Origin of the sequence: Halorussus caseinilyticus, from assembly GCF_029338395.1 — an archaeon.
In the GTDB taxonomy this organism is placed as follows: Archaea; Halobacteriota; Halobacteria; order Halobacteriales; family Haladaptataceae; genus Halorussus; species Halorussus caseinilyticus.
On record NZ_CP119809.1, the window covers coordinates 946,012 to 969,678 of the forward strand.

A 23,667-nucleotide genomic window follows, 5' to 3' on the forward strand; every position below is an offset into this window, starting at 1 on the left:
TTTCGACCCGGCGTGTGCTATGGTGACGAGGCATCACCAGCGACGACGCCGTCCCAGTCGATGCGGTCGATGACGTACCCGCCGCAGTCGGGGCACGTCTGCCGGTCGAGTGGGAACGCCGCGCCGCAGTCTTTGCACTCGTAGGTCTCCTCCGAGTCGGCGTCGGCGCAGACCACGCGTGCGAGTTTGTCGGCGAGACTCATTCGTAGTGTACCGCTACGTGTACGCCCGTTTCTACGAACTGCCTAAAGACGTTTTCTATTCGCTCGGACGAGAACCGGCGGCAGAAACGCTGAGACGCTTTCTTTCTCCACGACGCGAGATAGTGACAACTCCCGTATGAGCGCCGCTACTGTCGAGAAACCGACACAGAGAGGTGGTCAACCGGAATCTCCTCGGAGGTTGACGGCGACGCCGACGGGTCGGCGTCGCCGTCACTTTCGGTGCCCTCGGCGAGGAGCGCGCGCAGACATCGGCCGACGAGCGCGGCGTCCTCGGACTCTACGTCGTCGGCCGCGTCCGGACCCAGCGCGCGCCGGAGGTCTCCCGTGTCGGAGGGGTTCGGTGCGCTCGCCCGTTCGTCCGCGCCGTCCCGGCCGAGTTCCCACAGGCGGAGCCACGTCCACACCGTCGCGGTCAGGTACCGCCGGGCGAGTCCCTCGGGGTCCGAAACCGAGGGAATCGTGGCGAGATAGGCCGCCGCGTGGGAGTCGGCGATGGCGACGTTCTCGCCGACCCACTCGCGGACCGCCGACGCCGAGGCCCCCGGTTCGAGGTCCTCGGCCGCGCGTTCACAGAGGTCGGCCTCCTCGTCGGCGACTCGGTGGAACGCGTCGCCGACGACGATAGCGTCCGCCCCGGCGTCGAGCATTGCGGTAGCGCGCTCGCGGGAGTCGAGTCCCCCGCCGTACCAGAGCCGCGACCACGACAGACTCTCGGAGACGGCGGCCAGCGTCTCGGCGGCCTCGTCGCCGCCGTAGGTGCCCGAGTATTCGAGGTAGACGAGTTCGCTCTCGAGGTGTCGTTCGGCCGCCATCGCTCGCTGTTTGGTCTCGCTCGCCGAGAGCAGGTCCGACTCGGTGACGTTGGCTTCGCGGGCCGCCGCGCTGTCGGGGTTCTGGATGACGTAGGCCTCGAAGACTGCCTCGGCGAGCAACCACGAGGTAGTCACGTCCGCGAGCGCGTCCGCGAGGCGCGCGGGGAGCCACGGGAGTTTCTCGCCGAGCAGTTCGGGCACCAGCTCCTCCCGGATATACTCGGTGCCCTCCCCCAACTGCCCGACCAGCGACTCCGAATCGCCGTTCAGCACCTCGGGAATGGCGAGCAGGTCGGCCCGCTCGCGGGTCCGGGGGGTGACGTGACGCGGGCCGCTGGGTTCGTGGAACACCGGTACCGAGGCTGGCGCGAGCAGGTCGAACGTCTCTTCAGTGTTGCGGGCGGTTACGTCCGCGGACCCGCCGACCGACACCGCGCTCGTGTGCCGGAGGTAGACCGGATAGAGCAGTGGCAGTTTCTTCGCGTTCTCGGGGTCTACTTTCGTGACGTGGGTCCAGTCGGCGGGAACCGGATTGGTATCGACCGGCAACACGGTCCGGGCGGCCAGCGTCATCCCGCGGCCGACGCGACCCAGCGAGCGCGCGGCACCGTCGAGACTCGTCATACACGCCCACAACCCGGCGTCAGGTAGATAAATAGCTCGTTTCCGGCGGGCCGGACTCCCGGCAGTTCCACAACCCTGATATACCGCGACGGGCGAGTCTCCGACAACATGGGTAGCGTTCGGTCACGAGTTCCGGCGACTGCACGGGCGCTGGCGAGTCACCTCGCCGAGACCTACGACCCGCGGGTGGTCGCCACGGTGTTGCTCCGCAACGAGGCGGACGCCGAAATCGAGTCGATAACCGAACGCCTCTTTCTGAGCGTCGAGCGCGACCTTCAGCGCGCGCGCGAGGCTGGGGACGTGGACCCGATTCCCGGTGCCGAGGACGAACAGGCCCGGTTCGACTACGACACCCGCCTCGTCCTGCCCGCGATGTTGACCCTCGGGCGCATCCACGTCGCGGCCGGGGACGTGCCGCTGGCGCGCGTCGGCAGGGACGTTGACCACGAGTTCGTCGCTCGCGGGCGCGAGACGACCCGGAACGTCGTCCGGGCGCTGTTGGACGGCGACATGCGAGACGCCATCAACGACGACGAGTACGAGGACTTCGAGACGAACCTCCGGCCGCGCGAGCGCGTGGCCGAACTCGCCCAGCAGAGCCTCCAGTCGGGGGTCCAAGCGTGGTTCGACGCCGACGAGACGCCCGAGGCGGTCCGGAGCGCCTACGACCACGCGGTCGAACTCTCCGAACGACATCAGGAAGAAGACGAGGCGTTCCGGGAGTTGCTAGACCGGTTCCACGACGCCGATGGTTCGGAGGAGCGCAGGGCGGCCGCCGAGGACATCCGCGAACAGTACAAGTTCGCCGACGCCGAGGACGCCGACCTCTTCGAGTCCGCGACCGACCTCCCGTACTTCGCCACCCAGTACGCCCGCGTCGGCGTCCTCTACGAGGACATGCTCAACATGTACGAGGCCGACCTCGGCGTGGAGTTGGGCGAGGGGTTCAAGCGCGCCATCGTGTTGATGGTCCTCGGCGCGCAAATCGGACTCGACGACACCGACGACTACCCCGAGGACAAGGGGACCCAGTTGACGCCCGTGACCGCGGAGTTGAACCTCGCCGAGGACCGGACGGCGGGCGTAGAGCGCATCCGGCGCATCTTGGAGGCGTATCTCGACCGGGCCGACGACTGCGCGGACCGGGACGACCACCTGACTCGGATGGCCGTCGAGTACATCCGCCAGCAGTCACTCGACAGAATCGAGGGGCTGAGAACGTGAGACGCCACGACGTTGGCGAGCGTGACAACCGGCCAGTAGCAATCAAAAAGAATATAAGCGGAACAAGAGATTTTACTGCCAGACGACGCCGGGGACGGACTTGGCCGAGGCTCCGTTCCTGTCGCAACTTCACCGCGAGGAACTGCCATGTACGGATTGGGTGAGGTCTGTCCGGGGGTCGAGGTCGAACCGGGAACGAATCTCCTGGTGACCGGGCCACCGATGACGGGCAAACGAACTCTCGCTCTGGAAGTTCTCGCGCACGGCGGCCGTCGCGGAGACGGTACCATCGTCGTCACGACGAAAGACGGCGGTGACGACGTGCGCGAGAGCCTCCGTGAGCTACTCGGCCGCGAAGAGGGCGGACCGCTCGGCATCGTGGACTGCGTTTCGAAGCAACAGGGAATGAGTCCCTCCGGCGGCGACGAGATTACCTACGCTTCCTCGCCCAAGGACATGACCGGCATCGGGATTCAGCTTTCGGAGTTCCTGCAGGCGTTCTACAAGGACGGTGGCGTCAAGCGCAACCGCATCCTGTTACACTCGCTCTCGACGCTGTTGATGTACTCGAACCTCCAGACCGTCTTCCGGTTCCTCCACGTCTTCACCGGTCGCGTCCAGAGCGCCGACGCGCTGGGCATCTTCGTCATCGACTCGACGGCCCACGACCAGCAGACGATGAGTACCCTCAAGCAGTTGTTCGACGGCCAAATCGAGGTCCGGGAGGCCGACGAGGGCGGGTCGGAGCTTCGCGTGAAGGGCGTGGGCGAGGGGACCGACTGGCGACCGTTCTCGCCGAACTGAGTTCTCGCGTTCGGCGTCCGGTACTCGGCGTTCGGCGCTCGCGGTTCCGCGAGCGCCGAAAGCACAACGCTGATTGAACCCGACCGTCACCTCCAACCAATGACAGCGCCGTCGCAGTCCGACATCGACTACTCTGCTCGGGCGCGGGACGTGCTGGGCTTTTCGCGGTGGTGGCAGGTCGCCGCCGCCGCGGTGATGATGGGACTCATCAGTCCCTACCAGTACGTCTGGTCGTCCATCGAGTCGCCCATCGCCCGGTCGCTCTCGCTCGACCCGACCGCGCTCGGGTTCGTGTTCACGCTGTTCGTCGTCTTTCAGGCGGGGTCGCAGTTTCCGGTCGGGTGGTACCGGGACCGCCACGGACCGCGGGGACTGACCCTGCTGGCGGGCGTGCTGGCGGGCGGGGGCTACCTCGGGTTGGCCTACGCGACCGAACTCTGGCAACTCTACGTCCTCTACTCGGTGGGAGCGGTCGGGGTCGGCATCGTCTACACCGTCGCGGTCAACACCGCGCTGAAGTGGTTCCCCGACCGGCGGGGCCTGACGACGGGTCTCGGGACGATGGCGTTCGCCGGGGGGAGCGCGCTCGTCGTCCCCTACGTCCGGGCGAACGCGACCGTGACGGGCTATCCCGACGTGCTTCGGAACGTGGGCCTGCTCATCGGCGTCGGCGTCCTCACGGGTGCGCTGGTGCTTCGGGACCCGCCGACGGGGTGGGTCGGCGCGGGCGGGGACGCGGCCGACTCGTCGGACTCGGCCGACCCCACGGGCGCGACTGGCGAGCAGTACACCTCCCGCGAGATGCTCCGGACGTGGCAGTTCTGGCTGATGTACGCCATGTTCGTCTTCGTCAGCGGGGCCGGACTGATGCTGACCGCGAAGGTGGTGTCGTTCGCCCAGAACGTCGGTCTGAACGCCGTCACCGCGACTGCCGGGGCGACGGTCCTGCCCATCGCTGGCGGGGTCGGCCGCCTCGTCGTCGGCGACCTGTCGGACCGCGTGGACCGCGAGCGAGCGATGGCCGTCTCGTTCACACTCTGCGGTCTCGGCCTGTTCGCGGTGGTCTGGTTCGGCGTGACCAACACGGCGGTCGGGTTCCTCGCGGCCGTCGTCCTCGCCACCTTCTTCTGGAGTCCCCAGTACACCCTCTTCCCGAGCGTGGTCGGCGACTACTACGGCCAAAAGCACTCCTCGGCGAACTACGCCCTGCTCTACTCCGGGAAGATGTGGGGCGGCGTCTTCGGCGGCGGGGTCGCGGGATGGCTCGTGACCCGGACCAGTTGGCCCGCCGCGTTCGCCCTCGGCGGCGCGCTGGCGGTGCTGGCGGGACTGGCCGCGCTCCTGCTCCGGGAACCCTCGGCGTGAGGGGACCGAGAGACGGCGATGAGTGCGCTCGGCGCGACAGTCCACCGGGATGCGCTCGGCCGACCACCCGCCAGCAGACGCTCGGCCGACCACCGTCGGGTGGATGAAAGGGGCCGCCCGCTCGCGGGTCGCAGACCCGTGGTCGTCTCTGCGGGCCACTATTCGAGCGAACGCAGTGAGCGAGAATATCCCGCAGAGCGACCGCGAGCGGGCGGGGGCTTTCGAGGCGTTCGTCACGATGGTTCCTGCGGTCGCAGTTGCTGGGTCGTCACGTAGCGAGCGGACAGAGGCTTCCGGGTATTCACAGTCTCGACTCCGACGATTGCGGTAGCAGAACGACGGAGACCGACGGTGAAACGACACGTCCCGAAAAACCCACGAACCGACTATTCCGGTTCGCCGCCGCCGGTCACGAGGACCGGCCGGTCGGCTTGCAGGATGACCGACTGGGAGACGCTCCCGAAGATGGCCTTCCCCGCGGGCGAGCGGTTCCGGCCGCCGACGCAGACGCAATCGGCGTCCTCGCTCTGCGCGAAGTCGAGAACCGTCGGCGCGGGGTCGCCGCTCCGTTCCGCGATTTCGACCTCGACGCCGACGTTTTCGAGCAGTTCCTCGGCGCGCCGGACCGACCCGACCTGCGTGGCCGACGCGCCGTCGGGGTTCTCCGTGAAGACGTGGAGCAGGGTCGCTCGGACCTCCTCGTCGGAACTCGGGAGGTCGGCGACCGCTCTGGCCTGTCTGCGCGCTCGTTCGGTCTCCTCGTCCACGGCGATGACGACGTGGTACATGTTCGCAACGACGGGCAACGCCGCCTTAGATGTTGGCCTCCGGGGGGCGTCAGGGGTGAGCGCGTCGAGCGTTCGCGTCCGCTCCGCAACAGCACGGCTACGGCAAGAATCACGACGACGAACGTCCAGAAAGCCCCCACCCGCTCGCTACGCACCGCAACCGCTACAGCAACCACGAAAACTGTGACAGAGAATTCCTCGAAAGCCCCCGCCCGACGGCGGATGGTCGGCCGAGCGTCTGCTGGCAGTTTATCGTGCCGAGCGCGTCCCGGTGGTCCGTTCCACCGAGCGCACGCTTGTCGGTCAGGATTAGACAAAGAGAAAAGTTGCTCTAGAAAATATTTACAACTGCTTAGAAAGCAAGGAGGTTGCTTTGAGAACGAAAGAAGATTCCGAGAATCGGCGGGCGGTCAGTCGCCGAAGACCGACCGCAGGCGCTCGGCCACCGCGTCGGCGTCCGTCTCGCACACCGCCCGACGGTCCTCACCGTCCACGACGACGAACCCCGGCGCGGACTCCACCGCGTGGGTCTCGCAGAACTCGACCGCCACCTCGCCGTCGATGCCCGCGAGGGCCACCTCGTCGGGCGCGGCGTCGAGAATCGTCGGCAGGTCGGCCTTCGTCGCCTCGCAGGGGTCGCAAAATCGCTTCCACACCGAAACCACCGCCCGGTCGCGTCCCGCGAGGAACGACTCGGGGTCGTCGGTCACGTCCGGCAGGTCGGCCGGGACCGGCGAGTCCGGGACCACCGCCGAGACCATCCCGGCCATCGCCGCGAGGTCGTCGGCGCTCGCGGCGTCCTCGGAGTCGGATGTCGCGCCGCCGAGGTGCGACCGGACCGCCAGATAGACGACGAACTCGTCGCGGGACACCCCGCGTTCGGCCACGAGGTCCGCCGCGGCGTCGGCGTCCGGCAGGCCGAACGTCGCCGCCACCGCCTCGTGGAACTCGGCGGTGTTCACGCCGACGTACGAGTCGTGGTAGACGGCGTGGGTGTCGTCGAACTCGTCGGTCGTCCGGACCCCGCCGTCGTCGTTCTCTGCGAGAACTCCCGCCTCGATTAGCGCGTCGAAGAGGGCCTCGCGCTCGGCGGCGACTGCTCGCCGTGTTCCGTCCGTTTTTTCGTCGCTCGATGCCTCAGACGCCGAGGTATCGGTCTCTCGTTTCGTCATCGTCGCGTAGTTCTGCCGCGGTTCCTTCGAAGACGATGCCCCCTTGGTCGATGACGTAACACCGGTCGGCGATGCTCATCGCGGCGACGGCGTTCTGTTCGACCAGCAAAATCGTGGTGCCAGACTCGCTGATTCGCTCGATGGCGTCCTCCACGTCGGCGATGATTTGGGGTGCCAACCCCTCGTAGGGTTCGTCCAACAGGAGCAGGTCGGTGTTCTGCTTGAGCGCCCGCGCGATGGCGAGCATCTGCTGTTCGCCGCCCGAGAGCGTCCCGGCCTGCTGGGACTTGCGTTCGCGCAGGCGCGGGAACTCGTCGTACACCTCCTCGGTCGTCATCCCGACGTGTTCGACCTGCACCTGCCCGAGCGACCGGCCGACCGTGTTCGAGCGGTTCTCCGACACCTCCGCGAGGTGGAGGTTCTCGGCCACCGTGAGGTTCGGGAACACGCGGCGCTCCTCGGGCACCAGCGAGATGCCCCGCGCCGAGATGTCCTCGGGTGCCATCGCGGTCACGTCCTCGCCCTTGAACGAGATGCGGCCGTCGCGGACCTCCGGCGGGCGCGCGCCCGAAATCGACCGGAGCGTCGTGGACTTGCCCGCGCCGTTGCGCCCGAGGAGCGCACACACCTCGCCCTCCTCGACGGCCAACGACACGTCTCGGAGGATGTGGCTCTCGCCGTAGAAGGCGTCTACGCCCCGTAGTTCGAGCAGGCTCACGCCTCGACACCTCCCAGATACGCCTCTTGGACCTCGGGGTCGCCCTGCACGTCCTCGGGGGTCCCCTTTGCGATGACGCTCCCGCGGTTCAACACCACGATTCGGTCCGAGACGTTGAACACCACTTCCATGTCGTGTTCGACCAGCAGGATGGTCAGGCCCAGTTCCTCCTTGACCTCCTCGACCAGTTTCACCGTCTCGGCGGTTTCCTCGGGCGACATCCCCGCGGTGGGTTCGTCCATCAACAGCAGGTCGGGTTCGCTCGCCAGCGCGATACCGAGTTCCAACCGGCGCTTGTCGCCGTAGGGCAGGTCCTCGGCGGTCACCTCACGCTGGCCGAGCAGACCCACCGCGTCCAGCGTCCGGCGCGCCAGCGCGTCCACGTCGCCGTAGACGTTGCGGTGCCGAAGGAAGTTGAACCGGAACGAGCCGTGTTCGGCAGCCAGAGCCGCGATTTGGGCGTTCTCTTCGACCGAAAGCTCCGGGAAGATGGAGGCGGTCTGGAACGACCGACTCACCCCCTTCTGGACAACCTCGTGGGGATCGGCGCGCAGAATCGACTCGCCCTTGAACTCGATGTCGCCTTCCGTGGCGTCCAACATCCGCGTGACGAGATTGATGAGCGTGGACTTGCCCGCGCCGTTCGGCCCGATGACCGAGATGGACTCGCCTTCCTCGATTTCGAGGTCCACGTCGTCTACCGCCACCAGACCGCCGAACGATTTGGTGAGACCGCGGGTCTCCAACAGGGCCATCACCGACCACCTCCCAGTCGCCGGAGCGCGCTCCCCACGTCCTCGAACAGACCCCAGATGCCTCGCGGGAACAGCACCACGACCGCGACGAACACCAGTCCGAGAATCAGGTGCCAGTACGCCCCGAACCCGTCGAGGATGACGACCGGTTCCTCCACGAGCGTCAGGTACTCCGCGGGACCAGTGAACGGCAGGGTCAGTTGTTGGACCCCGCTGACGATGTTCTCGACGTAGAGGTAGACCCCCGCGCCGACGATGGGACCGAACAGCGACCCGACCCCGCCAAGCACCGCCATGATGACCACCTCGCCGCTGGTCGTCCAGTAGAACGACGACAGCGGGACGTAGGCGCTGTAGATGGTGAACAGACTTCCCGCGATACCCGCGAACGTCCCCGAGATGACGAACGCCATCAACTTGTAGCGCCAGACGTTCAGACCGACGAACTCCGCGCGCTGTTCGTTCTCCCGGATGGCTCGGAACACCATCCCGTACGGCGAGTGGAGGATGCGGTTCGCGGCGGCCACGCAGAGGACCGCAATCCCGCCAACCAGCACGTACTTCCACGTCCCGACTAGCCAGTCCAGCCCCGGCACCGGATACCGGAGTTCGAAGACGCCGAACAGTTTCCCCAACTCCACGCCGGTAAAGCCGTTCTCGCCGCCAGTTATCCCCGCCAGCGGCGACAGCGCCATGTAGTAGGCCATCTGGCCGAACGCCAGCGTCAGGATGGCGAAGTAGATGCCGCCGCGCCGGAGCGAGACGAACCCGAGGACCCACGCCGACAGCGCCGCGAACGCGGTGCCCGCGAGGATGACCAGAATGGGACTGGACGAGACGTTCGCGCTGAATACGCCCGCGGCGTAGGCCGCCCCGCCCCAGAACGCGGCGTGACCGAACGACAGCAGGCCGGTGTAGCCCAGAAGCAGGTTGAACCCCATGGCGAAGATGCCCCAGATGAGGATGAGCGTGGCGAGGTCCTGATACCCCTGCAGGACGCCGCTGACGACCGGCGCGCGCGCGAACAGCCACGGGAAGAGTGCGACCGCGACGGTGGTCGCCGCCACGACGAACAGTTCGCTCTCCCGGACGCGCTCCCACGAGGGGAGCTGGCGTTCGGCCCGTTCGACCACCGTCCCGGTGTCCTCGGCGGCGTCGGCCGTCTCTGTGGGTTCGTCGCTCACGGCGTCACCTCCTCGACGCCGAGCAGTCCCTGCGGGCGGGCCAGCAGGACGATTGCGGCCAGCACGTAGATGCCGACCTGCGACCACTGGGGCGCGACGGCCACCAGAATCGCCAGCGTCTCGCCGATGAGAATCCCGCCGAGGACCGCGCCCGTGATGGACCCGACCCCGCCGATAACCACGACGAGGAACGACGGAACCAGAATCTCGGTGCCGATGTTGGGGTTGACCGCGTAGAGTGGGCCGCCGACGACGCCCGCCACACCTGCGAGGGCCGCGCCGACGCCGAACACCATCAGGTAGGGCCGCGAGAGTTTGATGCCGAGCAGTTCGACCATCTCGGCGTCCCGCGTGCCCGCGCGCACGACCAACCCGAAGTCGGTGTACTCGATGAGACCGTAGACCAGCACCACGACTGCGGCGGTAATCCCGATGATGTAGAGTCGCCACTCGGGGAACGTCCCCACGATGGGGAGGTCGACCTGTCCGCTGGCCCATCCGGGCCGCGCGAAGTTGTAGCTCTGGCCGCCGAACAGGATTTTGAACACCTCTTGGACCACGATTGCGAGACCGAACGTGAGCAGTATCTGGTCGGTGTCCGGCCGGTCGTAGAACGGCCGGGCGACGAACCGCTCCATCAACAGGCCGACGGCGAACACCACCGACGGGACGATAACCAACGCGGGCAGAAAGCCCCATTCGAGTCCGATGGGGGTGTAGCCCCAGTCGGCGAGTTTACCGTCGGTGACGTTGATTTCGAGCGTAATCAGCAGGCCCGCGTACGTCCCGATGAGGTAGAGCGCGCCGTGGGCGAAGTTGACGAACTTCAGCGTCCCCAAGATGATGGACAGGCCGATGGCGACCAGCACGTAAATCGCGCCCTGCTGGAGTCCGTTCAGCGCCACCGTCACCACTTCGGCGAGGACGCTCACGGCTCTCCCCCCGTGGCCGAGTCGTTCGAAAGTCGATGCATATCGCCTCTCCCCACCATGTCTGTGTGGTATCCTCTCGCAAGCATAAAGGTTAGTCCCTTCAGTTGAACCCCGAGACGGGGTGTCGCGTTCGACTACTCGTAGGGGCCGAGTTCGCACTCCCCGGCCGGTCCCTCGTCGCAGGCGTAGCCGAGTTTACTCCTCGGCGTGACGTTGACGATTTCGAAGAACTGGCCCTGTTGCTGTTCGCCCTCGGGCAGGCCCTTTACCACGGGCACCGCGCGCTGGGCTTGGTGGTCGCAGGCGCGCATCGTCTCCTCGCCCATCCCGATGTTGTTGTAGTTGTAGCCTTCCAGTTGCCTGATGACCTCCGGCGGGTAGAAGGTGCCAGCGCGCTCTACCGCCGCGGCGTACTGGAGCGTCTGGGCGTAGGCCAGTTGCGCCGGGCCGGACGGGACGCGTGAGTACTTCTCGTTGAACGCCGACGTGAACTGGTTCGAGGGCGGATTGTCGATTTGGGAGTCCCACGCGACGGTCCCGAAGACGCCCTCGATTGCTCCGCCCGCGGCTTGGGCCATCGGCCGGTTGTACAGCGGAACGATTATCTCCATGTCTTGGTCGAGACCCATGTCTCGGGCCTGACTCAGCGAGTTCGCGCCGTCGAGTCCGTAGTGGTTCAGGAACAGCACGTCGGTCCTGTCCCGAGGTACCTGCGAGAGGTACGACGAGAAGTCCTTGGTGCCCAGCGGCGTGGCCACGCTGTTCAACTCCGACCACCCCGCCTCGCCGAAGAACCGACTCATCGACGACTGGACGGTCTGGCCCCACGTGTAGTCGGCGTACAGTTGGTAGAAGTTGTTGTCGTTGCCGTACTCCTGCGTGACCGGCGGGACGAGCGCCTGCGCGGACATGTAGGCGTTGAACATCTCCCGGAAGGAGTACCGGACGCAGGACTTGCCCGTGGTGTCGTTCGAGTGGGTCAGACAGCACATGTACTGGACCTTCTCGCGCTGACACAGCTCCTGAATCGCAATCGCCACCGCGCTCGACGACCCGCCCGACAGCATGATTGCTCGGTCGCGCTGAATCATCCGGCGGGCGGTCTGGCGGGCGGTGTCGGCGTCGGTGGCGGTGTCACCCGAGACGAACTCGACCTGATTGCCCAGTACCCCGTTGCCCGTCAGGTCCGACCAGTTGTCCACCCACCCGCCGCCGTTGTTGAGGTGTTCGACCGCCAGTCGATACGCTCGGAGTTCGTCCTGTCCCTCCGAGGAGTACGGTCCCGACTGGGGAACCGTGAACCCGAAGGTCGGGTTCCCCTGAATCGGGAAGTTCCCGATTGGCGGATTCTCCTGTGCGCTCGCGCTCCCCGCGACCCCCGACAACCCCACTAGACCGGACGCTCCGGCCATCTTGACGACATCTCGGCGCGACACGTCGATGTTTTCTCCCCGTGCCATGGTATCACGGGACGTGAACATCATTAATAATTATACGGGAAGATTCCGGCGTCGAAGCTGTAAAATATCGGCCTAAATACCGAGTAGCGAAGCGTTGAGGGCCGAACCATCCCGCGCTCGTCGGACGGCGAGAGACATTCATTTTCTAACACTTATCGGCCGCGCCGGGACTGGTCTCCGACGGAAGGAAGTTCCGTGCATCCGAGGGTTACAGCGAGTCCACCAGTGCCGCGAGCGACGCGACGGTCAGTTCGGCGTCCCCGCCGACTCGCTCGGGCGGTTCGCGCGACCGATTGACCCACGCGGTCGCCATCCCCGCGCTGGCGGCACCCGCCACGTCCCACGGGTTCGAGGAGACGAGTCGGCAGTCGCCGACGGCCCGGTCGAGTCGGTCGGCGGCGTTCCGGTACACCGCGGGGTCGGGCTTGAACGTCCGGACCTCGTGGGCGCTCACCACGTCGTCCAGACGGTCGGCGAGTCCGGCGTTCTCCGCGAGCGTGTCGAGCATCTCGGGGTTGCCGTTCGAGAGGACGACGACGGCGTGACGCCCGCCGAGGTCGGCGAGCGCGTCGGCGGCGTCCGGAAACGGGTCGAGGTCGTCGTAGGCGTCGAGGACCCGCTGGCGCTCTCCGTCGGCGGGGTCGAGGTCGTAGAAGTCCAGCGCGTAGTTGAGCGCGCGCTCGGTGACTTCGCGGAAGGGCGCGTAGTCGTCCATCAGCGCGACCTGCTGGGCGTAGCGCAACTGGGTCCGCCGCCAGAGGGCGCCCACGTCGGCGGCGAACCCGTCGGCCACGTCGAGGTGGTCGCCGAGTGCCGTCGTGACGGTGCTGGTGTCACAGAGCGTGCCGTACATGTCGAAACAGAGCGCGTCGGGTTCGTCTTCGGGCATTCCGTCTGGTTCACTATCCGGCGGGTCTTGATGGTTTGGTTCGGGGTAGTGGGTTCTTCTGAAGTGGATTCGTCGTCAGAACCGGGGGGAGAGGTCTTCAAAAGCCCCGCCCGCTCGCGGCCGTTCGTCGGGCCGAGCGCGGGCCTCACGCCTCCCCATCCTCGTCGGCCGCCTCCGGCGGCCGACTCCTCGCGCGAACGGGCGCGACCCGCTTGCGCGGTCGCGCCCGCGCGCGCCAAGTTGGAGGGAGAGGGTTTAGAGACAGAGAGATAACTGTCTAGAAAAGCGATACGATGTCGAGAGAAACGAAATTACGGCCGAAAGCCACCTATCCCTGTCCGACCATCCGGTCCTCGTCGTCCCACTCGCGGGCTCGGAGTTCGTACTTCTGAATCTTGCCCGTCGCGGTCTGGGGCAGTTCCGCCACGAACTCGACGCGGTGGACCGCCTTGTAGGAGGCCATGTGTTCTTTCGTGAACTCCTGAATCTCGTTCTCGGTCACGCCGGGTTCGTCGGGGTCGCCGGAGGCGGGCACGACGAACGCCTTCGGGGTCTCGCCCCACTGTTCGCTCGGGGCCGGGATGACCGCCACCTCCGCCACGTCGTCGTGTTCGAAGAGGGTGTCCTCGATTTCGATGCTGGAGATGTTCTCCCCGCCGGAGATGATGATGTCCTTCTTGCGGTCCTGAATCGACACCATACCGTGGTCGTCCACCACCGCGAGGTCCCCGGTGTGGAACCAGCCTTCGCGCTTCTCGTTGAACGCTTCTTCGGTCGCTTCGGGTTTCTCCCAGTAGCCGTCCATGACCTGATTGCCCCGGACCACGATTTCGCCGATGGTCGAGTCGTCGCGGGGCACCTCCTCGCCGTCGTCGTCCACGACGGCGACTTCGGTGCCGAGAACGCCCATTCCTTGGCGCTTTTTCATCTTGAATCGACTATCGTCGTCTTGGTCCATCAGGCGGCGGGCGTCGGACATGGTGACGAGCGGTCCGGTCTCGGTCAGGCCGTAGAGGTGCTTGAGGTACCACCCGAACTCGTCTTCGACGGTCCGAATCGTCGCCTCGGGCGGGGCCGACCCCGCCGTCGTGACTCGAACGTCGCTGTCGCCGGACATCTCGGGTTCGCCGTGTTCCTCGTAGTAGTCGGCGAGCATATTGAGGACCGTCGGCGCGCCACAGAGGAACGACACGTCCTCGGCCCGAATCGTCTCCACGATGTCGTCGGCATCGACCCCGCGCGTGCAGACGTGCTTGGCCCCCATCCCGGTAATCGCGTAGATGTGTCCCCACCCGTTGACGTGGAACATCGGGAGCGTCCAGAGGTACACGTCGTCGTCGTAGAGTTCGTGGTGGACCGAGACGATGTAGGCGTGGAGGGTCTCGGTCCGGTGGGTCCGCATTACGCCCTTCGGGTCGCCGGTGGTGCCGGACGTGTAGTTGATGGTGATGATGTCGTCCTCGGACATCTCCGGGCGCTCGTAGTCGTCGGGACTCGCGTCGTCTATGACCTCCTCGAAATCTTCCCAGTCGCCATCGGTCTCGCTGGCGTCGTTGGAGACGAACACCTCGGTCGGAACGTCGTCGCGGACGGCCTCGATTTTCTCGGCGTAAGCGTAGTCGGCGATTACGGCGTCCACGCCCGCGTCGTTCAGAATGTACTCGTAGTCGTCGGGCGTCAGCCGATAGTTCAGCGGCGTGTGAATCGCGCCCAACTGCATGATGCCGTAGGCCGATTCGAGGTGGTAGTGCGTGTTGGGGTCCAACACCGCCACCCTGTCACCCTTCTCGATGCCGCGGTCTGCCAGCGCCGCCGACAGTCGGTCCGCTCGGTCGCCGAACTCGTCGTACGTGTATCGCTCCCCCGTCGTCGCCACGATAGCCTCTTGGTCGCCGTAGTGGTTCCGCGCCCTGTCTAAAAAGTCAGTCACCAACAGCGGTTTCTTCATACTGAAACTGTTCGCTACTTTCATGATATACGTTCTGGTGGGTGCAAAGTTTGGGAAACGAAAATTTACTCGCCGAAAGAAAAATTCTATGGAAAGGTGTGCGACGAAACCACCATCGCCCACCAGCTATACCCACGTCAACGCCGTCACGGGTACCATGAGCATCAAGCAGTCGATGCGGGACATCGACCGCGCCGTCGAGGATACCGTCGGAACCCACGAACAGTACGAAGCGAAAAAGGAAGGCCGGTCGCGCCGCCGCGTCTACGAGAAGTCCATCGAGGAAGTCCGCAAGACAGCGGGCAAGACCGAGGCCGAGCGACTGGCGATGTGGATAGAGACCACGATTCGGGAGGAGGAGAAACTCCCCTCCGGCAAGCAGGTCCGCAAAAAGGGGGCGGAAATCTGCCGCGACGTGGGCGAGGCGGTTTCGACGAACGACTGGCTCGGGGCTTGAGAAGCGTTTTATTCCGTGTACTTCGGTTTTCAATCTAGCGAGTAACTGATTTCGCAACAATGGCTTAGAAAGCCCTCGGTCGCTCGCGGTCGCTGAGCGACCGGCCTCTTTCAGTCCACCTAGATTGGGGTGAGTGACACCGGGCGCATTCCGGCGGATGAGTCACCGGGTGCGCCCCGGTAGAAACTTCCACCGAGCGTTCGCCCGTGGTCTGTCGCACCGAGCGCATCCGAACCCCGCTATCAGTCCCCGCCGACCCTCCGCTGGATGTCCTCTACCACGTCGGGATTCCGGAGCGTGGAGGTGTCGCCGAGGTCCTCGTCGTTGGCGATGTCCTCGAGCAGGCGGCGCATGATTTTGCCCGAGCGAGTCTTGGGGAGTTCGGGGGTGAACACGACCGCCTCGGGCCGAGCGATGGGACCGATGGCGTCCTCGACGCCCTCGATAATCCGGTCGCGCATCTCGTCGTCGCCCTCGTAGCCGTCCTCGGTGATGACGTAGGCGTAGACCGCCTCGCCTTTCACGTCGTGGTCGCCGCCGACGACTGCGGCCTCTGCCACGCCTTCGACGCCGACGATGGCCGATTCGATTTCCATGGTGCCGAGGCGGTGGCCCGAGACGTTGAGTACGTCGTCCACCCGTCCGAGGACCGTGATGTAGCCGTCCTCGTCTATCTTCGCGCCGTCTTCGGGGAAGTACACCCAGTCGTCGGGGTCGTCCGAATCGGTGTCCGAGTACTCCGCCCAGTACTCCTGAATGTATCGTTCGTCGTTGTTGTACAGCGTCCGGAGCATCCCCGGCCACGGCTTCTGGACCGTCAGATACCCCGCTCGTCCGGCGTCCACCTCGTCGCCGTCGGTATCCACGACTTGCGCGTCCACGCCCGGCAGGGGCGGTCCCGCGCTTCCGGGTTTCATCGTCTTGACGCCGGGGAGGGTAGTGACCATCATGCCGCCGGTCTCGGTCTGCCACCACGTGTCCACGATGGGACAGGACTCGTCGCCGATGTGCTTGTAGTACCACTTCCACGCCCGCGGGTTGATGGGTTCGCCGACCGTCCCTAACAGGCGCAGACTCGACAGGTCGTGCTGGTCGGGATACTCGGTCCCCCACTTCATGAACGCCCGAATCGCGGTCGGCGCGGTGTAGAGTTGGTCGGCCTCGTACTCCTCGATAATCTCCCAGAGTCGGTCGCGCTCGGGGTGGTCGGGCGTGCCCTCGTACATCATCGTGGTCGTCCCCAAGGCGAGGGGACCGTAGACGATGTAGGAGTGGCCGGTAATCCACCCGATGTCCGCCGAGCAAAAGTACGTGTCCTCGGGTTTCACGTCCAGTACCGCTTGGGAGGTCCACGCAGTCCACGCCAGATACCCGCCCGTCGTGTGCTTGACGCCCTTGGGTTGTCCCGTGGTCCCCGACGTGTACATCAGGAACAGCATGTCCTCGGCGTCACGCGACACCGGTTCGACTTCCGCGCCCGACTGCTCCTCAACGAGGTCTTGATAGTAGTGTTCGTTGTCCTCCAAGTCGTGACCGTGGCCGTGTTCGCCAAGTCGGTCCACGACCACTACGTCCGACACCTCGTGGCCCACGTCGCCGAGACCCTCGCGGGTCTTCTCGTAGTGGTCCAGAGCGTCACCCCGCCGGAAGTAGCCGTTGGCGGTGACGAGGTACTCCGAATCGGCCGACTCCATCCGGGTTGCGAGGGCTTCCGCGGAGAAGCCAGCGAAGACGACCGAGTGAGGTGCGCCGATGCGAGCGCACGCGAGCATGGCGATTGGCAACTCCGGTACCATCGGCATGTACATCGTCACCACGTCGTCCTCGCCGACGCCCATCTCGCGGAGCGCCGCCGCGAACTCGTTGACCTCGCGGTGGAGCTGTTCGTAGGTGTAGGTCCGGTTCTCCTCGTCGGTCGGCTCGCCGACCCACTCGATTGCGGCCTCGTCGCCGCGCTCGTCCAGATGCCGGTCTAGGCAGTTCGCCGAGGCGTTGAGTTCGCCACCGGTGAACCACTCGTAGAACGGCGGGTTCGAGTCGTCTAACACCGTGTCGTACTCCTCGTCCCAGTCTAGAAGTTCGGCCGCCCGCTCCCAACACTCGGGCCACTCCTCCTCGAATTCGTCGTAGATGGAGTCGTCGGAGACGTTCGCGCCTTCGACGAACTCTTCCGGTGGCTCGAACTCGTCCTGTTCTTCGAGTCGGGCTTCGAGTTCGGCAGTATCTTCGGGCATGAGTTCGTTCGAATACTCACTCAGGAGAGCAATAAATGTTGGCGCGAGTTAGCACGCCAGAACCTCCCGAAAGCGCGTCGTTCCGGACCGCAGGCCGCGGAAACCGCGAGTTACGTTCCGCTTTCCGGATAGGAACGCCGGGACCTCAGTTCAGCGCGTCCACCTCGTCGGTCAGGTCCTCCGGACCGTCCACCGGGCCGTTGACGAACAGGCCATGAGCGATGAGTAGGGCCGCGGCCACACCTGCGACGGTCACGGCGGTCGGAAGCGCGAGCGAGGTCAAGACGCCGACGCCCGCACCGAGGCCCATCGTGGCGAAGATGGCGACTAGCACGAGGTCGTAGTACTGGACAGTGTACCCCATGCCGACGACTAACGGCGCGCTACCGGAAGAAACTTCGGCGACGTATGGCAATCCGTCGAAAACGCTGACTCTGGGGTCAGCGCGTTCGTCTGTCGTTCAGTACGAGTTCACGAGGTCGATGAAGTAGTCCCAGTCCCAGTTGTCACCGGGGTCGGTGTGACTGCTACCGGGGACCTGATCGTGGCCGATGATGCCGCCGGTCGTGTTGTCAGCCGCGTCAGTGGGTACCCAAGTAGCACGTTGCTTCGGGATGTCGTACTGCTCACAGAGGTAGGCGACGAGGTCGGCCGACTTGCGGTACTGGGCGTCCTCGTAGGTACCGCTGACGTAGCCGCCGTGTTCGATGCCGACGGAGGCCTCGTTGTAGCTCCAGTTGCCAGCGTGCCAGCCGATGTTGATTTCCGAGAGGCTCTGGTAGAGGTAGCCGTCCTCGGCGGTGGTGAAGTGGGCGCTCACGTCGGCGTCGGGGTCTTGGAACCAGTTGACTGCGCTACTGGCCGACCCTTGGACCGTGTGGATGATGATCCAGTTAATGTCGCTTGCACCGCGGTTCGCACTCGTGTAGTTGCTGGAGTCGGCCGGAACCCAGTCAACCGCTGGCATGTCCGCCGCGGCGGAACCCGACATGGCCGCCGTTCCCGCGAGTCCTGCTGTACTTGCTACACCGAGCTTCTTGAGCACGTTGCGTCTTGATGGCATGTGCATTAAGATACATACAACACCAGTTAATAAAATTTTCCTAGTTTAGATTATAAATATAACTGCTTTTGAGCTATGATATTTAATATTATAGCGGAGAAATAGTGAGGTCGTTTGGCGACCGTTCGCCGTCGGCGAATCGCGGTAGCGAGTGAATCCGCAGTCCGGCCGTCGTCAGGTGACAGTGACCGTCTCCTGATAGCTTCCGTACTCGGCTTCGAAGACCTGCATGATTTCGCCCATCGTCGCGTAGGCCTTCACCGCGTCGACGATGGCGGGCATCACGTTCTCGTCGTTCTGGATGGCGTCGTCGAGGTCGTCGAGCGCGGCCTCGACCGCATCGTCGTCGCGTTCGTCTTTGACCTCGGCGAGTCGCTCGCGCTGGCGCTCCTGCACGTCCTCGTCCACTTTGAGGATGTCGGGCTTGGTGTCCTCCTCGATTTCGTACTTGTTGACGCCGACGACGGTCTCCTCGCCATCTTCGACGCGCTCTTGGTACTCGTAGGAGGCGTCCTGAATCTCCCGGTGGAAGTACCCCTGCTCGATGCCCTCCAGTACACCGTCCCGGACCGACCCGTCGCCCATCTCCTTGATTTCCTCGATGTAGGCCATCGCCTTCTCTTCGGTCTCGTCGGTCAGGCTCTCGACCGCGAACGACCCGCCGAGCGGGTCCGCGATGTCGGCCGCGCCCGACTCCTCGGCGATGATTTGCTGGGTCCGGAGCGCGACCCGGACGGCCTTCTCGGAGGGGAGCGCGAGGGCCTCGTCGAAGCTGTTGGTGTGGAGGCTCTGGGTGCCGCCCAACACTCCGGCGAGCGCCTGAATCGTCACCCGGACCACGTTGTTCAGCGGTTGCTGGGCGGTCAGGCTCTGGCCCGCGGTCTGGGTGTGGAACTTGAGCTGCTTGCTGGCCTCGGCCTCCGCGCCGTACCACTCGTCCATGACGTTCGCGTAGATGCGCCGCGCGGCGCGGAACTTGGCGACTTCCTCGAAGATGGAGTTGTGGGAGTTGAAAAAGAAGGACAACTGGGGCGCGAACTCGTCCACGTCCATCCCGCGGTCCAGACAGTCCTCGACGTAGGCGAACCCGTCGGCGAGAGTAAAGGCGAGTTCCTGAATCGCGGTCGAACCCGCCTCGCGGATGTGGTAGCCCGAGATGGAGACCGGCTTGATTTTGGGGGTCTCCTCGCTGGCGAACTCGATGGTGTCGGTCACGATGTCGAGGCTGGGCTCGGGCGGGATGACCCACTCCTTCTGGGCGATGAACTCCTTGAGCATGTCGTTCTGGAGGGTGCCCCGAATCTCCTCGCGGGGGACGCCCTGTTGGTCGGCCAGCGCGATGTACATGGCGTAGATGACGGGCGCGGAGGGGTTGATGGTGAACGACGTGGAGACCTCCCCGAGGTCGATGCCGTCGAACAGGATTTCCATGTCCTTGAGGGTATCCACGGCCACGCCCTCCTTGCCGACCTCGCCGTCAGAGAGAGGGTCGTCGGAGTCTTTGCCCATCAGCGAGGGCATGTCGAACGCCGTCGAGAGACCCGTCTGGCCCTCGTCGATGAGGTAGTGGAACCGCTCGTTGGTCTCCTCGGCCGTTCCGAACCCGGCGAACTGGCGCATGGTCCACGTCCGACCGCGGTACATCGTGGGATAGACGCCGCGGGTGTACGGTTCCTCGCCGGGGAAACCGAGGTCCTCGTCGTAGTCCACGTCGGCCACGTCGTCGGGCGAGTAGAGGCGGTCCACTTCGAGGTTCGAGACGGTGGCGAACCGGTCTTTGCGCTCGCCGTAGGCGTCGAGTACGGGACCCAGCGTCTCCTCTTCCCACTCCTCTTTCCCGTCGCGTATCTCCGCGAGGTCGTCCTCGTCGTACATACTCGTAATACTTGCCGGACTGTCCATTAAGATTCCGCAACCTGCTTCCGATAGCGTTTGGCGCTGAGTGATGAGGGACGCGAGACCGAGAGTACGGGCCACGTCGTCTTCTTGAAGCCCCTGCCCGGTCGCGGTCGCCGAGCGACCGCGACCGGGCGGCCCTCCTCCACTCGATGCGGTCCGGCCAGTCGGGTCCCTCTGGTGGTTCGGTCTGCCAGCTATCGCGTGCCGGACGGCAAAATCGGACCTCTCGGTTACTGCAACCGCTTCGTCGTCTCCACGAGGGGATGGCGGGCGTAGTCCACGACCTTCACGTCGTCGAGTCCGTCGAGACCCTCCTTCTCGGCGGTCTTCTGCATCCCGAGTTCCACGTCGTCGTCCACGAGGATGACGTAGGCGTCCATCTCCGCGATGTCTATCTTGTTGGCCGCCATCACGCGGTGGTGGCCGTCGGCGAGCAACAGGTCGCTCCCGTCGCTGTTCGGCGCGGCGTCGATGACTACGAGGGGTTCGGCCAGTCCGCGTTCGAGTTCGTAGGTCCGGCCCTCCAACTCGTCGGCGTAGACCTTCCCCTGCGTCGGGGTAAGCGCGTCGAGGGGGACCTCGCGGCGGGTCTGTTCGACTTCGGTGTCGTGGATGGATTCGAGCGTCCGCATCAACTTACCCACCTTCTCGGGGGTCGCGCGCTCTATCTGCGAGCGGATTACGTCGGTGTTCGAGATGATGCCCACGAGGTTGCCCGCGTCGTCCACGACCGGGAGTTTCTGGATGCCCGACCGGAGGATGACGCGCGCGGCGTCGTTCACGTCCATGTCGGGATGGGCGACGATGAGGTCTTGGCTCATCACCTTGAAAATCGGCTCGTTCTCCTCGACCAGCAGGAGGTCGCGTGCGGTGACGAACCCCTCGACCCGTCGGCCGTCGCACACCGGATAGCCGTTGTGTTCGTCGCTCTCGGCGATACGACGCGCAACCTCTTCGACGGTGGCGTCGGGTGAGACCGTCGCCACCTCGCGGGTCATGTAGTCTTTCACTTTTGGCTTCCCGTCGGCAGTCCCGCCGTCTGCGGCCGCCACGTCCATGACTGGTTGGATGCGACGGCGCGTGAAAAGGCTTCCCGCTTCACCCGACTGATACGAACGTCGAGAGTCGGCGTCGAGGGACGAAAACGCGCGACGGCGGGCCGACTCCGTGGGTTGCGCGTGACTGAGCAACCGTCGTGGCGAAGGGGCCGGGACCGCTCACGCGAGCGGTGCGCGGCCCAGAGCGCCGCGCACCGCCAGCGCTCGAGACCGCCAATTGAACCAACTATACAATTCCTAAGCAATCACGGATATTTCTAAAAGGAATCTATCGAATCTCGAAAGACCGAAAATTCAGTCCTCGCGTTCCACGACGGTCGCGTCGAAACTCGCCTCGCCGCCGTGGGAGTACTCGCCGTCGGACTTGGGCGTCGATTGAATCGTCTCGAAGAACCGGTCGGTAATCACGTCGCTGACGACGCTGGCGAGCGAGTCCTCTTCTTCTTGTTCGACCGTCCCGAGCAAGCCGAGCGGAATCTGTGCCCCGGCCATGTCCGCGTGGCCGCCCGCGCTCCCGATTTGACCGAACGCCGCGCGCATCGTCTCGCCGAGGTCCACGTCGGTCCCGCGTGCGCGCGCGGAGACGTACACCGTGCCGTCGCGAAAGCCGTAGACCAGCGTCGTGGTGACCCCATCCATGTCGAGGAGTTGGTCGGCCGCCTGCGCGAGGGCGTCGCGGTCCGATAGCGCGCCGACGCAGGTCGCCAGCACCGTTCCCTCGATGCGGCGGTTCCGGATGGCCCGCGCTATCGTCTCGAAGGTGTCGGCGCTGACCGAGGGACTCTCGACTCGCTCCAACAACCCGGTGTCGGCCCGCGGCAGGAGGTACGACGCCGCCTCGAAATCGGCAGTCGAGACTTCGCGGGCGAAGTCCTTCGTGTCCACCCGGATGCCGTAGAGCAGGCCGGTCGCCACCGCCTCGGAGATGTCGATACCGAGTCGCTGGACGTGTTCGGCCAACAGGGTCGAAGTCGCGCCCACGTCGCTCCGGAGGTCCACGAACGTCGCTTCGACGGGTTCTTTCGGCGGGTGGTGGTCCACGACAATATCGACCGGCGTCTCCTCGGGGAGTTGGTCGTTGATGCCCGGCCGGGAGTGGTCCACCAGCGCGAACCCCGCGAACTCCGAGAGGTCGAGGTCCGGACCGGCGTCGAAGTTCCGAAGGTCCAACTCCAGCAGGTTGACGAACGCCCGGTTCTCCTGATGGGAGATTTCGCCGAAGTAACAGGGTTCGGCCTCGACGCCTACCTCGTCGGCGATGCGACACAGCGCAACCGCGCTGGCGATGGCGTCGGGGTCGGGGTTGTCGTGCATGAACACCGCGAGTTTCCCATCGACGTTGCGGAGCGTCCGCCGGAGGTTCGCGGTCTGAATCGCGTAGTTGCCCAGCGCTACGGCCAGCACCTGCTCGACCAGCGCCTCGGTCGGGTCCACGGTCCGGTCGGCGATAGCCGACAGCGCGAATCGCTGGTCGTCGGACGGGTCCCGGCCCGCGTACGCGACCAGATACGCCTCGGGGAACAGGTCTGCGGCGACTTCGGCCGCCCGGTGGTTCGTCTCGGGGTCGTCGTCGGCCACGACGACGACTTCCGCGCTCTCGGCACCCCCTCGGACCGTCTCGGGGTCGGTCGGGTCGCCGAGAGTCGCCGAGATGCCCTCCTCGCGGAGCGCCTCGATTCGACTCCCGGCGTCGTCGATTACTAACAGGCTCCCCGGACCGTCGGCTATCTCCTCCACGAGGGTCTGACCGACGGTTCCGCATCCGAGTATCAGCCGGGAAACCATCGTATCCGGCGCTTTCTGTTGCGCGGCCTAAAGTCTACCGTCTCTGAGACGAACGCGGCGTCTCGGGTTGGTCTCGAGTCTGTACGTCGGTCTACGTCGATGATTCCGGGTGTCGTCGATGATTCCGGGTGTCGTCGGTGGTTCCGGGTGTCGTCGGTGGTTGTCGGCGATAGAGGACGTGTTCGCGTCCGGAAGAATGGGTCGAGAAGGGCTAGCTTCAGGCTTGAACCAATCAGACCGCAACCGCACCGCCACCGCGAGCCACACGCCTC

General features: G+C 65.3%; 21 protein-coding genes. 4 read left to right on the top strand and 17 right to left on the bottom strand.

Translation table 11 applies throughout. The features are described 5' to 3' along the window. Positions 1-17: 17 nt before the first annotated feature. Positions 18-203, bottom strand: coding sequence for a hypothetical protein (locus P2T60_RS04885; protein WP_276281435.1), 186 nt, complete (start codon positions 201-203; stop codon positions 18-20). A gap of 146 nt (positions 204-349) precedes the next feature. Further along, positions 350-1,660, bottom strand: a complete 1,311-nt coding sequence (locus P2T60_RS04890) for a geranylgeranylglyceryl/heptaprenylglyceryl phosphate synthase (protein WP_276281436.1) — start codon at positions 1,658-1,660, stop codon at positions 350-352. 108 nt (positions 1,661-1,768) lie between these two features. Here P2T60_RS04890 and P2T60_RS04895 point away from each other — a divergent pair, with 108 nt between their 5' ends. The 3 genes from P2T60_RS04895 to P2T60_RS04905 all read left to right on the top strand — a co-directional run bounded on the left by P2T60_RS04895 (position 1,769) and on the right by P2T60_RS04905 (position 5,053). Further along, the gene (locus tag P2T60_RS04895; RefSeq protein ID WP_276281437.1) at positions 1,769-2,884 is read left to right on the top strand and encodes a hypothetical protein; all 1,116 of its coding nucleotides are present in this window, start codon (positions 1,769-1,771) and stop codon (positions 2,882-2,884) included. 147 nt (positions 2,885-3,031) lie between these two features. Beyond that, positions 3,032-3,688, top strand: a complete 657-nt coding sequence (locus P2T60_RS04900) for an RAD55 family ATPase (protein ID WP_420028698.1) — start codon at positions 3,032-3,034, stop codon at positions 3,686-3,688. Positions 3,689-3,787: 99 nt separating this feature from the next. Next, positions 3,788-5,053, top strand: a complete 1,266-nt coding sequence (locus P2T60_RS04905) for an OFA family MFS transporter (protein ID WP_276281439.1) — start codon at positions 3,788-3,790, stop codon at positions 5,051-5,053. A 386-nt stretch (positions 5,054-5,439) separates the two neighbouring features. Here P2T60_RS04905 and P2T60_RS04910 read toward each other — a convergent pair whose 3' ends face one another. The 9 genes from P2T60_RS04910 to P2T60_RS04950 all read right to left on the bottom strand — a co-directional run bounded on the left by P2T60_RS04910 (position 5,440) and on the right by P2T60_RS04950 (position 14,899). Beyond that, positions 5,440-5,841 (bottom strand): universal stress protein, encoded by a 402-nt coding sequence (locus P2T60_RS04910; RefSeq protein ID WP_276281440.1) that lies wholly within the window; start codon positions 5,839-5,841, stop codon positions 5,440-5,442. A 410-nt stretch (positions 5,842-6,251) separates the two neighbouring features. After that, a complete protein-coding gene (locus P2T60_RS04915) occupies positions 6,252-7,013 on the bottom strand; it encodes a thioredoxin (protein WP_276281441.1) in 762 nt (253 codons plus the stop codon). Then, the gene (locus tag P2T60_RS04920) at positions 6,979-7,731 is read right to left on the bottom strand and encodes an ABC transporter ATP-binding protein (protein ID WP_276281442.1); all 753 of its coding nucleotides are present in this window, start codon (positions 7,729-7,731) and stop codon (positions 6,979-6,981) included. Before P2T60_RS04920 ends, P2T60_RS04915 begins: the two co-directional genes overlap by 35 nt. Continuing rightward, a complete protein-coding gene (locus tag P2T60_RS04925; protein WP_276281443.1) occupies positions 7,728-8,486 on the bottom strand; it encodes an ABC transporter ATP-binding protein in 759 nt (252 codons plus the stop codon). The genes P2T60_RS04920 and P2T60_RS04925 overlap by 4 nt, the downstream gene beginning before the upstream one ends. After that, positions 8,486-9,670, bottom strand: coding sequence for a branched-chain amino acid ABC transporter permease (locus P2T60_RS04930; protein ID WP_276281444.1), 1,185 nt, complete (start codon positions 9,668-9,670; stop codon positions 8,486-8,488). The genes P2T60_RS04925 and P2T60_RS04930 overlap by 1 nt, the downstream gene beginning before the upstream one ends. Then, a complete protein-coding gene (locus P2T60_RS04935) occupies positions 9,667-10,602 on the bottom strand; it encodes a branched-chain amino acid ABC transporter permease (RefSeq protein ID WP_276281445.1) in 936 nt (311 codons plus the stop codon). The genes P2T60_RS04930 and P2T60_RS04935 overlap by 4 nt, the downstream gene beginning before the upstream one ends. 134 nt (positions 10,603-10,736) lie before the next feature. Further along, positions 10,737-12,062 carry a substrate-binding protein gene (locus tag P2T60_RS04940; protein ID WP_276281446.1) on the bottom strand — a complete coding sequence of 442 codons (1,326 nt, stop codon included), beginning with the start codon at positions 12,060-12,062 and terminating at the stop codon, positions 10,737-10,739. A gap of 208 nt (positions 12,063-12,270) precedes the next feature. Then, on the bottom strand, positions 12,271-12,951 hold the full coding sequence (locus P2T60_RS04945; protein ID WP_276281447.1) for a haloacid dehalogenase type II: 681 nt from the start codon (positions 12,949-12,951) through the stop codon (positions 12,271-12,273). Positions 12,952-13,279: 328 nt separating this feature from the next. Continuing rightward, complete coding sequence (locus tag P2T60_RS04950) at positions 13,280-14,899, bottom strand: long-chain-fatty-acid--CoA ligase (RefSeq protein WP_276281448.1); 1,620 nt, start codon at positions 14,897-14,899, stop codon at positions 13,280-13,282. A 157-nt stretch (positions 14,900-15,056) separates the two neighbouring features. Between P2T60_RS04950 and P2T60_RS04955 the strand changes: the two genes are divergently transcribed. Continuing rightward, complete coding sequence (locus P2T60_RS04955; RefSeq protein WP_276281449.1) at positions 15,057-15,356, top strand: hypothetical protein; 300 nt, start codon at positions 15,057-15,059, stop codon at positions 15,354-15,356. Between the two features lie 242 nt (positions 15,357-15,598). Here the strand turns inward: P2T60_RS04955 and acs are convergent, their stop codons facing one another. From acs to P2T60_RS04985, 6 genes are all read right to left on the bottom strand, one after another. After that, positions 15,599-17,590, bottom strand: coding sequence for an acetate--CoA ligase (gene acs, locus P2T60_RS04960; RefSeq protein WP_276281450.1), 1,992 nt, complete (start codon positions 17,588-17,590; stop codon positions 15,599-15,601). A 145-nt stretch (positions 17,591-17,735) separates the two neighbouring features. Further along, entirely contained in the window at positions 17,736-17,954 is a 219-nt protein-coding gene (locus P2T60_RS04965) for a DUF8015 family protein (RefSeq protein WP_276281451.1), read from the bottom strand. Between the two features lie 96 nt (positions 17,955-18,050). Further along, positions 18,051-18,581, bottom strand: a complete 531-nt coding sequence (locus tag P2T60_RS04970; RefSeq protein WP_276281452.1) for an N-acetylmuramoyl-L-alanine amidase — start codon at positions 18,579-18,581, stop codon at positions 18,051-18,053. A gap of 246 nt (positions 18,582-18,827) precedes the next feature. Next, entirely contained in the window at positions 18,828-20,528 is a 1,701-nt protein-coding gene (locus tag P2T60_RS04975; protein ID WP_276281453.1) for an acyl-CoA mutase large subunit family protein, read from the bottom strand. 254 nt (positions 20,529-20,782) lie between these two features. Continuing rightward, on the bottom strand, positions 20,783-21,610 hold the full coding sequence (locus P2T60_RS04980; protein ID WP_276281454.1) for a CBS pair associated ParBc domain-containing protein: 828 nt from the start codon (positions 21,608-21,610) through the stop codon (positions 20,783-20,785). Positions 21,611-21,904: 294 nt separating this feature from the next. Continuing rightward, on the bottom strand, positions 21,905-23,395 hold the full coding sequence (locus tag P2T60_RS04985; protein WP_276281455.1) for a DHH family phosphoesterase: 1,491 nt from the start codon (positions 23,393-23,395) through the stop codon (positions 21,905-21,907). Between the last annotated feature and the right edge of the window lie 272 nt (positions 23,396-23,667).